This window comes from Xanthomonas sp. AC360 (genome assembly GCF_979258225.1).
Genome location: NZ_OZ409846.1, coordinates 2599873 through 2613167 on the forward strand (window position 1 = coordinate 2599873; position 13295 = coordinate 2613167).

At 61.6% G+C, this 13295-nt stretch carries 7 protein-coding genes; all 7 read left to right on the top strand.

Translation table 11 applies throughout. The features are described from left to right. Nucleotides 1–199 precede the first annotated feature (199 nt). The 7 genes from rplJ to fusA all read left to right on the top strand — a co-directional run bounded on the left by rplJ (nucleotide 200) and on the right by fusA (nucleotide 13255). Nucleotides 200–733 carry a 50S ribosomal protein L10 gene (rplJ, locus tag ACZZ0O_RS11185; protein ID WP_323515137.1) on the top strand — a complete coding sequence of 178 codons (534 nt, stop codon included), beginning with the start codon at nucleotides 200–202 and terminating at the stop codon, nucleotides 731–733. Nucleotides 734–788: 55 nt separating this feature from the next. Then, nucleotides 789–1154 (top strand): 50S ribosomal protein L7/L12, encoded by a 366-nt coding sequence (gene rplL / locus ACZZ0O_RS11190; RefSeq protein WP_228324024.1) that lies wholly within the window; start codon nucleotides 789–791, stop codon nucleotides 1152–1154. A 298-nt stretch (nucleotides 1155–1452) separates the two neighbouring features. Continuing rightward, nucleotides 1453–5604, top strand: coding sequence for a DNA-directed RNA polymerase subunit beta (rpoB, locus tag ACZZ0O_RS11195; RefSeq protein WP_115512412.1), 4152 nt, complete (start codon nucleotides 1453–1455; stop codon nucleotides 5602–5604). A gap of 100 nt (nucleotides 5605–5704) precedes the next feature. Next, nucleotides 5705–9922: a DNA-directed RNA polymerase subunit beta' gene (rpoC, locus tag ACZZ0O_RS11200; RefSeq protein ID WP_055846634.1), complete on the top strand. Its 4218-nt coding sequence runs from the start codon at nucleotides 5705–5707 to the stop codon at nucleotides 9920–9922. Nucleotides 9923–10145: 223 nt separating this feature from the next. Next, nucleotides 10146–10520: a 30S ribosomal protein S12 gene (rpsL, locus tag ACZZ0O_RS11205; RefSeq protein ID WP_002811712.1), complete on the top strand. Its 375-nt coding sequence runs from the start codon at nucleotides 10146–10148 to the stop codon at nucleotides 10518–10520. A gap of 12 nt (nucleotides 10521–10532) precedes the next feature. After that, nucleotides 10533–11000 carry a 30S ribosomal protein S7 gene (gene rpsG, locus ACZZ0O_RS11210; protein WP_006450629.1) on the top strand — a complete coding sequence of 156 codons (468 nt, stop codon included), beginning with the start codon at nucleotides 10533–10535 and terminating at the stop codon, nucleotides 10998–11000. Nucleotides 11001–11137: 137 nt separating this feature from the next. Next, on the top strand, nucleotides 11138–13255 hold the full coding sequence (fusA, locus tag ACZZ0O_RS11215; RefSeq protein WP_055846638.1) for an elongation factor G: 2118 nt from the start codon (nucleotides 11138–11140) through the stop codon (nucleotides 13253–13255). Nucleotides 13256–13295: the final 40 nt, after the last annotated feature.

The window sequence follows — 13295 nt, forward strand, 5'->3', positions numbered from 1 at the left end:
GGCCACCAAAGGAACATCGGTCGATGTTCCCGGCTTCCAGGATGGAAGCTGCCCTGGACCGCAACCGGCAGGAGCCGCGAGCGGAGTAGTTTGAAGCGGGGATGAAAGGGTTGGTATTTGGGATTTTCAGGGCTGCTGCATGGCCTTGGGCGAATCCCGAATCGCAAATCTCGCGTCCCAGCTTTAACGGAGGAGTGCAATGGCTCTCAATCTGTCCCAGAAGCAAGAAGTAGTCGCCGAGCTGGCAGAAATCGCCGCCAAGGCCCACTCCCTGATCGCCGCCGAATACGCTGGCACCACGGTCTCCCAGATGACCGCGATGCGCAAGCAGGCCCGCGAAACCGGTGTGTTCTTGAAAGTTGTCAAGAACACCCTGGCTGTGCGTGCCGTCGAAGGTACCGAATTTGCTGTCGCGTCTGACAAGCTGGTCGGTCCTTTGGTGTATGCGTTTTCGATGGAGGAGCCCGGCGCTGCCGGTCGCCTGATCAAGGAATTTGCCAAGAGCAACGACAAGCTGCAGGCCAAGGTTGTGGCAATCGGCGGGGAACTGTTCCCGGCGAGCCACGTCGACGTGTTGGCTTCGCTGCCGACCCGTGACCAGGCTCTGGCCATGCTGGCCCGCGTGCTGTCCGAACCGGCTGCCATGTTCGCCCGTGCCGTCAAGGCCGTTGGCGACAAGCAGGGCGGTGGCGACGAAGCCGCCGAGCCGGTCGCCGAGACTGCCGAAGCTTGATGTCCTAGCGTCTGCTAGAAACCATTCCAGAATTAATTTCTAAAAGGTAATCACAATGTCCCTTACCAACGAACAGATCGTCGACGCCATCGCCGAGAAGTCCCTGATGGAAGTGATGGAGCTGGTCAAGGCCATCGAAGACAAGTTCGGCGTCTCCGCCGCCGCTCCGGTCGCTGCCGCTGCAGCTGGCCCGGCTGCTGTGGTCGAAGAGCAGACCGAGTTCAACGTGGTGCTGGTCAACTGCGGCGCCAACAAGGTCGGCGTCATTAAGGCCGTCCGTGCCGTGACCGGCCTGGGTCTGAAGGAAGCCAAGGATCTGACCGAAGCCGGTGGCATCCTGAAGGAAGGCGCGTCCAAGGACGAAGCCGAGAAGATCAAGAAGGAATTGACCGAAGCCGGCGCGACCGTCGAAGTCAAGTAAGCAGCATCTTGCATCGCCAGCGTTTTACGGTGATGCACTGAAGGCTGGGGGCCCAAAGCCCCCGGCCTTTGGCCGTTTCGGACGTGAGTCGGGAATGGGAGTTCGAGATCTGCAACTGCGAGGTTGCGCTTTTCCGAATCCCACATCTCCACTCCCGATTCCCGGCCTCACCGAGTTGGTAGTTGGAAGTAGCAAGAGAAGGCGTGCTGGTGCCGGCAATACCAGCGACTTCCAACTGACAATTTTGTTATTTCAGGGCCGCCGCGACGCGGCCCCCGCAGCCTAGGGTGAAGACCTCATGACGTCTTATTCGTTCACCGAAAAAAAGCGTATCCGCAAGGATTTCGGTAAGCAGCGCTCGATTCTCGAAGTGCCGTTTCTGCTTGCCATCCAGGTGGATTCCTATCGCGAATTCCTACAGGAAGATGTGGAGCCGACCAAGCGCAAGGACCTCGGTCTGCATGCTGCTCTGAAGTCGGTGTTCCCGATCTCCAGCTACAGCGGCAACGCTGCGCTCGAGTACGTGGGCTACAAGCTGGGTCAGCCGGTGTTTGACGAGCGCGAATGCCGTCAGCGCGGCATGAGCTATGGCGCGCCGCTGCGCGTGACCGTGCGTCTGGTGATCTACGACCGCGAGTCGTCGACCAAGGCCATCAAGTACGTGAAGGAGCAGGAGGTCTATCTCGGCGAAATCCCGCTGATGACCGGCAACGGTACCTTCATCGTCAACGGCACCGAGCGCGTGATCGTGTCGCAGCTGCACCGCTCGCCGGGCGTGTTCTTCGACCACGACCGTGGCAAGACCCACAGCTCGGGCAAGCTGCTGTACAGCGCCCGCATCATTCCGTACCGCGGTTCCTGGCTGGACTTCGAGTTCGACCCGAAGGACGCGCTGTTCACCCGTATCGACCGTCGCCGCAAGCTGCCGGTATCGATCCTGTTGCGCGCGCTTGGCTACAACAACGAAGAGATGTTGGCCGAGTTCTTCGAGATCAACACGTTCCACATCAATCCGGACGAAGGCGTGCAGCTGGAGCTGGTGCCGGAGCGTCTGCGTGGTGAAACGCTGAACTTCGACCTAGCCGATGGCGACAAGGTCATCGTGGAAGCGGGCAAGCGCATCACCGCCCGTCACGTCAAGCAGCTGGAAGCCGCCGGCGTTGCCGCGCTGGCCGTGCCGGACGACTACCTGGTCGGCCGCATCCTGTCGCACGACGTGGTCGATGGTTCGACTGGCGAACTGCTGGCCAATGCCAACGACGAAATTAGCGAAGACCAGTTGGCTGCCTTCCGTAAGGCCGGCGTCGACGCGGTCGGCACCCTGTGGGTGAACGACCTGGATCGCGGTCCGTACCTGTCCAACACCTTGCGCATCGATCCGACCAAGACGCAGCTCGAAGCGCTGGTCGAAATCTACCGCATGATGCGTCCGGGCGAGCCGCCGACCAAGGAAGCCGCGCAGAACCTGTTCCACAACCTGTTCTTCACCTTCGAGCGCTACGACCTGTCCACGGTCGGCCGCATGAAGTTCAACCGTCGCGTCGGCCGCAAGGAAGTGCTGGGCGAGTCGGTGCTGTACGACAAGAAGTACTTTGCCGAGCGTAACGACGAAGAATCCAAGCGTCTGGTCGCCGAGCACACCGACACCTCCGACATCCTGGAAGTGATCAAGGTGCTCACCGAAATCCGTAACGGTCGCGGCGTGGTCGATGACATCGATCACCTGGGCAACCGTCGCGTGCGTTCGGTCGGCGAAATGGCCGAGAACGTGTTCCGCGTCGGCCTGGTCCGCGTCGAGCGCGCGGTCAAGGAGCGTCTGTCGATGGCGGAGTCGGAAGGTCTGACCCCGCAGGAATTGATCAACGCCAAGCCGGTGGCCGCCGCGATCAAGGAATTCTTCGGTTCCTCGCAGCTGTCGCAGTTCATGGATCAGAACAACCCGCTGTCGGAAGTGACGCACAAGCGTCGCGTCTCCGCACTGGGCCCGGGCGGTCTGACCCGCGAGCGTGCAGGCTTCGAAGTGCGCGACGTGCATCCGACCCATTACGGCCGCGTCTGCACCATCGAAACGCCGGAAGGCCCGAACATCGGCCTGATCAACTCGCTGGCCGTGTTCGCCCGCACCAATCAGTACGGCTTCCTCGAAACGCCGTACCGGAAGGTGCTGGACGGCAAGGTGTCCGACGACGTCGAATACTTGTCGGCGATCGAAGAAAACGAGTACGTGATCGCCCAGGCGAACGCGCTGACCGACGTCAAGAACATGCTCACCGAGCAGTTCGTGCCGTGCCGGTTCCAGGGCGAGTCGCTGCTCAAGCCGCCGGCAGAAGTCCACTTCATGGACGTCTCGCCGATGCAGACCGTGTCGGTCGCAGCGGCGCTGGTGCCGTTCCTGGAACACGATGACGCGAACCGCGCACTGATGGGCGCCAACATGCAGCGCCAGGCCGTGCCGACGTTGCGTTCGCAGAAGCCGCTGGTCGGTACCGGCATCGAGCGTGCGGTTGCACGCGACTCGGGCGTGACCGTCAACGCGCTGCGTGGTGGCGTGATCGAGCAGATCGATGCAGCCCGCATCGTGGTCAAGGTCAACGAGGCAGAAATTGGCGGCGGCACCGATGCCGGCGTGGATATCTACAACCTGATCAAGTACACCCGCTCCAACCAGAACACCTGCATCAACCAGCGTCCGCTGGTGAATGTGGGCGACGTGATCGCGCGCGGCGACGTGCTGGCCGACGGCCCGTCCACCGACATCGGTGAGCTGGCGCTGGGTCAGAACATGCTGATCGCCTTCATGCCGTGGAACGGCTACAACTTCGAAGACTCCATCCTGCTCTCCGAGCGCGTGGTGGAAGAGGATCGTTACACCACGATCCACATCGAAGAGCTGACCTGTGTTGCACGCGACACCAAGCTGGGGCCGGAGGAAATTTCGGCCGACATCCCGAACGTGTCCGAGCAGGCCTTGAACCGTCTGGACGAAAGCGGCGTGGTGTACATCGGTGCGGAAGTGCGCGCTGGCGACATCATGGTCGGCAAGGTCACGCCGAAGGGCGAAAGCCAGCTGACCCCGGAAGAAAAACTGCTGCGTGCGATCTTCGGTGAGAAGGCGTCCGACGTGAAGGACAGCTCGCTGCGCGTGCCCCCGGGCATGGACGGCACCGTCATCGACGTGCAGGTCTTTACCCGCGACGGCATCGAGAAGGACAAGCGTGCGCGCCAGATCGAAGAATCCGAGATCAAGCGCGTCAAGAAGGACTTCGACGACCAGTTCCGCATTCTGGAAGCGGCCATCTACGCACGTCTGCGCTCGCAGATCGTGGGCAAGGTCGCCAATGGCGGTCCGAACCTGAAGAAGGGCGACAACGTCACCGACGCGTATCTGGACGGGCTGAAGAAGTCCGATTGGTTCCAGCTGCGCATGAAGGACGAAGACGCTGCCGACGCCATCGAACGCGCGCAGAAGCAGATCCAGGCGCACGAGAAGGAATTCGAAGCACGCTTTGCCGACAAGCGCGGCAAGATCACCCAGGGCGACGACCTCGCACCGGGCGTGCTGAAGATGGTCAAGGTGTTCCTGGCGGTGAAGCGCCGCATCCAGCCTGGCGACAAGATGGCAGGCCGCCACGGCAACAAGGGTGTGGTCTCCAACGTTGTGCCTGTCGAAGACATGCCGTACATGGCGACCGGCGAGCCGGTGGACATCGTGCTGAACCCGCTCGGCGTGCCGTCGCGTATGAATATCGGCCAGATTCTGGAAGTGCATCTGGGCTGGGCCGCCAAGGGCCTGGGTCGCAAGATCCAGCGCATGCTGGAAGCGCAGACCGCGGTCAGCGAGCTGCGCAAGTTCCTGGACGACATCTACAACCACGACAGCGCGATCAATGCGCAGCGTGTGGATCTGTCGCAGTTCAGCGATGAGGAACTGCTCAACCTGGGCAAGAACCTGATCGACGGCGTGCCGATGGCTACCCCGGTGTTCGACGGCGCCAGCGAAGCGGAAATCAAGCGCATGCTGGAACTGGCCGAACTGCCGCAGAGCGGTCAGACCCAGCTGTACGACGGTCGCACTGGCGAAGCGTTCGATCGCAAGACCACGGTTGGCTACATGCATTACCTGAAGTTGAACCACTTGGTCGACGACAAGATGCATGCCCGTTCGACCGGCCCGTACTCGCTCGTGACCCAGCAGCCGCTGGGCGGCAAGGCGCAGTTCGGTGGTCAGCGCTTCGGCGAAATGGAAGTCTGGGCGCTGGAAGCCTACGGCGCGGCCTACACCCTGCAGGAAATGCTGACGGTGAAGTCCGACGACGTGCAGGGCCGTAACCAGATGTACAAGAACATCGTCGATGGTGAGCACGAGATGGTCGCGGGCATGCCGGAGTCCTTCAACGTGTTGGTGAAGGAAATCCGCTCGCTGGCGATCAACATGGAACTGGAAGAGTGATCGAGCTGGATCCAGGTGCCGCAACGCGGTGCCTGGGTCCGGAACGTAATGCCCTCGGTTTCATCTCAGATACGAAATTCCTCCGACCCGGAGATATCCAATGAAAGACCTGCTCAACCTCTTCAATCAACAGCGCCAGACGCTGGATTTCGACGCGATCAAGATCGCGCTGGCATCGCCTGACCTGATCCGTTCGTGGTCCTACGGCGAAGTGAAGAAGCCCGAAACCATCAATTACCGCACCTTCAAGCCGGAGCGTGACGGCCTGTTCTGCGCCGCGATCTTTGGTCCGATCAAGGATTACGAGTGCCTGTGCGGCAAGTACAAGCGCATGAAGCACCGCGGTGTGGTTTGCGAAAAGTGCGGCACCGAAGTCACCCTGGCCAAGGTGCGTCGCGAGCGCATGGGTCACATCGACCTGGCCTCGCCGGTCGCGCACATCTGGTTCCTCAAGTCGCTGCCCTCGCGTATCGGTTTGATGCTGGACATGACTCTGCGTGACATCGAGCGCGTGCTGTACTTCGAAGCCTACGTGGTCACCGAGCCGGGCCTCACCCCGCTCGAGCGCCGCCAGCTGCTGACCGAAGAGCAGTACCTGACTGCACGCCAGGAGTACAACGACGACTTCGACGCCGCCATGGGCGCCGAGGCTGTGTACGAGCTGCTGCGCACGATCGACTTGCAGTCGGAAATGACCCGCCTGCGCGAAGAAATCGCCAGCACCGGTTCGGAAACCAAGCTCAAGCGTCTGACCAAGCGCATCAAGTTGATCGAAGCCTTCCTGGAATCGGGCAACCGTCCGGAGTGGATGGTCATGACCGTGCTTCCCGTGCTGCCGCCGGACCTGCGTCCGCTGGTGCCGTTGGATGGTGGCCGCTTCGCGACCTCGGATCTAAACGATCTGTACCGCCGCGTGATCAACCGCAACAACCGTCTGCGTCGCCTGTTGGAGCTCAACGCTCCGGACATCATCGTGCGCAACGAAAAGCGCATGCTGCAGGAATCGGTCGATGCTCTGCTGGACAACGGCCGTCGCGGCCGTGCCATCACCGGCACCAACAAGCGTCCGCTGAAGTCGCTGGCCGACATGATCAAGGGCAAGCAGGGCCGGTTCCGTCAGAACCTGCTCGGCAAGCGCGTGGATTACTCCGGTCGTTCGGTCATCACCGTCGGTCCGTACCTCAAGCTGCACCAGTGCGGCCTGCCGAAGAAGATGGCGCTCGAGCTGTTCAAGCCGTTCGTGTTTGCCAAGCTGCAGCGTCGTGGCCTGGCCACCACCATCAAGGCCGCCAAGAAGCTCGTCGAGCGCGAAGAGGCCGAGGTGTGGGACATCCTCGAAGAAGTCATTCGCGAGCATCCGGTGCTGTTGAATCGTGCGCCGACCCTGCACCGTCTGGGCATCCAGGCGTTCGAGCCGGTGTTGATCGAAGGCAAGGCCATCCAGCTGCATCCGCTGGTATGTACCGCCTTCAACGCCGACTTCGACGGTGACCAGATGGCTGTCCACGTGCCGCTTTCGCTGGAAGCCCAGCTGGAAGCGCGTGCGCTGATGATGTCCACCAACAACATCCTGTCGCCGGCCAACGGCGAGCCGATCATCGTGCCGTCGCAGGACGTGGTGTTGGGCCTGTACTACATGAGCCGCGCCCTGGAGAACAAGAAGGGCGAGGGCATGGTGTTTGCGAACACCAGCGAAGTGAAGCGCGCCTACGACAACCGCGTGGTGGAACTGCACGCCAAGGTCAAGGTTCGCATCACCCAGGTGGACGTCGACGCCGTCGACGGCAAGCGCACCAGCGGCACCTCGATCGTGGACACCACGGTCGGTCGTGCGTTGCTGAGCGAAATCCTGCCCGAAGGCCTGCCGTTCCAGCTGGCCAACACCGAGATGACCAAGAAGAACATCTCGCGTCTGATCAACTCCAGCTACCGTCTGCTGGGCTTGAAGGACACCGTCGTGTTCGCCGACAAGCTGATGTACACCGGCTATGCCTACGCCACCCGCGCAGGCGTGTCGATCGGCATCGACGACATGCTGATCCCGGACGAGAAGAAGGGCATCCTCACTGAGGCTGAAGCCGAAGTGCTGGAAATCCAGGAGCAGTATCAGTCGGGCCTGGTCACCGCCGGCGAGCGTTACAACAAGGTCGTGGACATCTGGTCGCGTACCAGCGAGCGCATCGCCAAGGCGATGATGGACACCATCGGTACCGAGAAGGTCGAAAATGCCAAGGGCGAAACCATCGACCAGAAGTCGATGAACTCGCTCTACATCATGGCCGACTCCGGTGCGCGTGGTAGCCAGGCGCAGATCCGTCAGCTGGCCGGTATGCGCGGCCTGATGGCGCGTCCGGACGGCTCGATCATCGAGACGCCCATCAAGGCGAACTTCCGCGAAGGCTTGAACGTGCAGGAGTACTTCAACTCCACCCACGGTGCGCGTAAGGGTCTGGCCGATACCGCGTTGAAGACCGCGAACTCGGGTTACCTGACCCGTCGTCTGGTCGACGTCGCGCAGGACGTGGTGATCACCGAAGTCGATTGCGGCACCACCGAAGGGTTGATCATGACCCCGATCGTGGAAGGCGGCGACGTGGTGGAGCCGTTGAAGGAGCGCGTGCTGGGCCGTGTCGTGGCCGAGGACGTGTACCTGCCGGGCAACGACGAAGAGCCGATCGTCACCCGCAATACGCTGCTCGACGAAGCCTGGGTTGCCAAGCTGGAAGACGCCAGCGTGCAGTCGGTGAAAGTGCGTTCGACCATCAGCTGCGAATCGTCGTTCGGCGTGTGCGCACGTTGCTACGGTCGCGATCTTGCACGTGGTCACCAGGTCAACATCGGTGAAGCGGTCGGCGTCATCGCCGCCCAGTCGATCGGTGAGCCTGGTACCCAGTTGACCATGCGTACGTTCCACATCGGTGGTGCGGCATCGCGTGCGGCTGCGGTGGACAACATCACTGTCAAGACCACCGGTTCTGTGAAGTTCAACAACCTCAAGTCGGTGGCGCATGCCAGCGGCGCACTGGTTGCGGTCTCGCGTTCTGGCGAACTGTCCGTGCTCGATGGCCATGGCCGCGAGCGCGAGCGTTACAAGCTGCCGTACGGCGCCACCATCACCGCCAAAGACGGCGATGCAGTCAAGGCCGGGCAGGGCGTTGCCAACTGGGATCCGCATAACCACCCGATCGTGTCGGAAGTGGCCGGTTTCATTCGCTTCATCGACTTCGTCGACGGCGTCACCGTCATCGAGAAGACCGACGAACTGACTGGCCTGGCCTCGCGCGAAATCACCGACCCGAAGCGTCGCGGTGCGCATGCCAAGGAACTGCGCCCGATCGTGCGCATCGTCGATGGCAAGGGCAACGACCTGACGATCCCGAATACGGATCTGCCCGCGCAGTACCTGTTGCCGCCGCGCTCCATCGTCAACCTGCAGGACGGCGCCGCTGTCGGCGTGGGCGACGTGGTCGCCAAGATCCCGCAGGAAGCGTCCAAGACCCGCGACATCACCGGTGGTCTGCCGCGCGTTGCCGACTTGTTCGAAGCACGCAAGCCGAAGGATCCGGCGATCCTGGCCGAGCGCTCGGGCATCATCAGCTTCGGTAAGGACACCAAGGGCAAGCAGCGTCTGATCATCAAGGACACCGATGGCAGCGAACACGAAGAGCTGATCCCGAAGTACCGCCAGATCATCGTGTTCGAAGGCGAGCATGTGACCAAGGGCGAGACCGTGGTGGACGGCGAGCCGAGCCCGCAGGACATCCTGCGTCTGCTGGGTGTCGAGCCGCTGGCCGCGTATCTGGTCAAGGAAATCCAGGACGTGTATCGCCTGCAGGGCGTGAAGATCAACGACAAGCACATCGAGGTGATCACTCGCCAGATGCTGCGCAAGGTCGAGATCACCGACCAGGGCACCAGCAAGTTCCTCAATGGCGAGCAGGTCGAGCGCCAGCGCGTGATCGAGGAAAATGTTCGCCTGGTCAAGCGCAACGAACTGCCGGCCAAGTACGATCCGGTCCTGCTGGGTATCACCAAGGCCTCGCTGGCCACCGAGTCGTTCATCTCGGCGGCCTCGTTCCAGGAGACCACGCGTGTGTTGACCGAGGCTGCCGTGCGCGGTACCCGCGACAACCTGCGCGGTCTGAAGGAAAACGTGATCGTGGGTCGCCTGATCCCGGCCGGTACCGGTCTGGCCTACCACGCCGGGCGTCGTAAATCGTCCGGTCTGACCGACTCGGAAATGGAAACCTTGTCGGGCAAGCCGACGGTTGCCGAACCGGTCGTCGCTGTGGCAGACGCCGGCGCGGACGAGGAGTAAGCGCTTGCGACGGCGCTCGCAAGAGCGCCGTCAGCCAAGCGAGAGGAGGGCAGGAGGCCTTCCGTTTTCGGGCCTTCGGACGGGCCAGCAGGGTTGGGTTTCCGTGAAGTTGACGGAGTTTCGTCCTGCCAGCTATACTTCCATGTCTCGGCGGGCCGTTTTTCGGCCTGCCTTCGTTTTCGTGCAAGGCCGTCTCGGCCTCTCTAATCAGAAGAATCAACTGATGACGACGATCAATCAGCTGGTCCGCAAGCCTCGGCAAGCGACCACCTACAAGAGTGCCTCCCCGGCACTGGACAAGTGTCCGCAGCGCCGCGGCGTCTGCACACGCGTCTATACCACTACCCCGAAGAAGCCGAACTCGGCCCTGCGTAAGGTTGCCAAAGTGCGCCTGACCAATCAGGAAGAGGTCATCAGCTACATCGGTGGTGAAGGTCACAACCTGCAGGAGCACTCCGTGGTCCTGATTCGTGGTGGCCGCGTCAAGGATCTTCCCGGTGTGCGTTATCACACCGTCCGTGGTTCGCTGGACGCCGCCGGCGTCGCAAAGCGCCGTCAAGGTCGTTCCAAGTACGGCGCCAAGCGCCCGAAGAGCTAAGGAAATACTCCAATGTCCCGTAAAGGTTCTACTCCGCAGCGCACCGTCCTGCCTGATCCAAAGCATGGCAGCGAAACCATTGCCCGCTTCATCAATATGGTGATGCAAAGTGGCAAGAAGTCGGTTGCTGAGAAAATTGTCTATGGCGCGATGGACGTCATTGGCGAAAAGAATCCGAATGCCGTCGAGCTAGTGCAGAAAGCACTGGACAACGTGGCCCCGGCTGTCGAAGTTAAATCGCGTCGCGTTGGTGGTGCTACCTATCAGGTGCCCGTCGAAGTGCGCTCCTCCCGTCGCACGGCGCTGGCAATGCGCTGGTTGATCGATTCCGCGCGCAAGCGTGGCGAGAACACCATGCCGCGCAAGCTGGCTGCAGAACTGTTGGACGCCTCGGAAAGCCGTGGCGGCGCGATCAAGAAGCGCGAAGAGACTCACCGTATGGCGGAAGCGAACAAGGCGTTCGCACACTACCGCTGGTGACCTCGGGGGCCTTGGTAACGGGGCCCTTCAGCACCATATGAGTGCTGTTTGCGACGCGTCTCGCGTCGCATTCAATCCGAAGGCCGCCGAAAGGCGGCGTTCGGCCATCCGAAATCCAAGAAATTGAGAGGCTCCCCGTGGCCCGCACCACCCCTATCGAGCGTTACCGCAACTTCGGCATCATGGCCCACATCGATGCCGGCAAGACCACCACCTCCGAGCGCATCCTGTTCTACACCGGTGTCAGTCACAAGATCGGCGAAGTCCATGACGGCGCTGCAGTGATGGACTGGATGGAGCAGGAGCAGGAGCGTGGTATCACCATCACCTCCGCTGCGACCACCGCGTTCTGGTCGGGTATGGACAAGTCCATGCCGCAGCATCGCCTGAACATCATCGACACCCCCGGGCACGTCGACTTCACCATCGAAGTGGAGCGCTCCTTGCGCGTGCTCGACGGTGCGGTGTTCGTGCTGTGCGCCGTGGGTGGCGTGCAGCCGCAGTCCGAGACTGTGTGGCGCCAGGCCAACAAGTATTCCGTGCCGCGCATGGCCTTCGTCAACAAGATGGACCGTACCGGTGCCAACTTCGACAAGGTCGTTGAGCAGCTGAGAGCCCGTCTGGGTGCCTATGCCGTGCCGATGCAGGTGCCGATCGGCGCCGAAGACGGTTTCGAGGGCGTGGTCGACCTGTTGAAGATGAAGGCGATTCATTGGGATATCGCGTCGCAGGGCACCACCTTCGAATACGGCGACATCCCGGCTGACCTGGTCGAGATTGCGACCGAGGCGCGTTCGTTCATGGTCGAAGCGGCTGCAGAAGCCAGCGAAGAACTCATGGACAAGTACCTCAACGAAGGCGACCTGAGCGAAGAAGAGATCCTGGTGGGTCTGCGCGAGCGCACCCTGAAGGTCGAGATCGTGCCGGTGTTCTGCGGCTCGGCGTTCAAGAACAAGGGCGTGCAGGCCATGCTCGACGGCGTCGTGCATCTGCTGCCGTCGCCGGCCGACCGTCCGCCGGTTGCCGGCATCGACGAAGACGAGAAGGAAGACAGCCGTCCTGCGACCGACACCGCGCCGTTCTCGGCGCTGGCGTTCAAGATCATGACCGATCCGTTCGTGGGCTCGCTGACGTTCTTCCGTGTCTACTCAGGCACGCTGAACTCCGGCGACCAGGTCTATAACCCGGTCAAGTCGAAGAAAGAGCGCGTGGGCCGCATCCTACAGATGCATTCCAACAATCGCGAAGAGATCAAGGAAGTGCGCGCTGGTGACATCGCCGCAGCCGTGGGTCTGAAGGACGTCACCACCGGCGACACGCTGTGTGCGCAGGACAAGATCATCACCCTGGAGCGCATGATTTTCCCGGAGCCGGTGATCTCGATGGCGGTGGAGCCCAAGACCAAGTCGGATCAGGAAAAGATGGGTACGGCGCTGGGTCGCCTGGCGCAGGAAGATCCCTCGTTCCGCGTCAAGACCGACGAAGAATCCGGCCAGACCATCATCTCCGGCATGGGCGAGTTGCACCTGGACATCATCGTCGACCGCATGCGTCGCGAGTTCAATGTCGAGGCCAACGTTGGCAAGCCGCAGGTTGCGTATCGCGAAACGATCCGCAAGACCGACGTCAAGTCCGACTACAAGCACGCCAAGCAGTCCGGTGGTAAGGGTCAATACGGTCACGTCGTGATCGAGCTGTCGCCGATGACCGAAGAAGATCGTAAGAACGATAGCGTCAAGGACGATTTCCTCTTCATCAACGACATCACCGGCGGCATCATTCCGAAGGAATTCATCCCCTCGGTCGAGAAGGGCCTGCGCGAAACGATCACCAGTGGTCCGATCGCTGGCTTCCCGGTGGTGGGTGTCAAGGTCAAGCTGGTGTTCGGCTCGTACCATGATGTCGACTCCTCGGAAATGGCGTTCAAGCTGGCCGCGTCGATGGCGTTCAAGCAGGGCTTTGCGAAAGCCAGCCCGGTGTTGCTCGAGCCGATCATGAAGGTCGAGATCGTCAGCCCGGAGGATTACCTGGGCGACGTGATGGGCGACGTGAGCCGCCGTCGCGGTGTGTTGCAGGGTCAGGACGACAGCCCGTCGGGCAAGATCATCAATGCGATGATTCCGCTGGGTGAGATGTTCGGTTACGCGACCTCGCTGCGCTCGATGAGCCAGGGGCGTGCAACGTTCTCGATGGAATTCGACCATTACGAAGAGGCGCCGACCAACATCGCCGACGCCGTCACCAAGAAGGGCTGAGTTCGCTCAGCCGCTTCAAAAATTTTCTAATTAGAGGTAG

Bases quoted from the DNA above. Each gene is read 5' to 3' on its own strand.
- rpsG (WP_006450629.1), top strand. From the start codon at position 10,533: ATGTCCCGTAAAGGTTCTACTCCGCAGCGCACCGTCCTGCCTGATCCA.
- rpsL (WP_002811712.1), top strand. From the start codon at position 10,146: ATGACGACGATCAATCAGCTGGTCCGCAAGCCTCGGCAAGCGACCACC.
- rplL (WP_228324024.1), top strand. From the start codon at position 789: ATGTCCCTTACCAACGAACAGATCGTCGACGCCATCGCCGAGAAGTCC.
- rpoC (WP_055846634.1), top strand. From the start codon at position 5,705: ATGAAAGACCTGCTCAACCTCTTCAATCAACAGCGCCAGACGCTGGAT.
- rplJ (WP_323515137.1), top strand. From the start codon at position 200: ATGGCTCTCAATCTGTCCCAGAAGCAAGAAGTAGTCGCCGAGCTGGCA.
- rpoB (WP_115512412.1), top strand. From the start codon at position 1,453: ATGACGTCTTATTCGTTCACCGAAAAAAAGCGTATCCGCAAGGATTTC.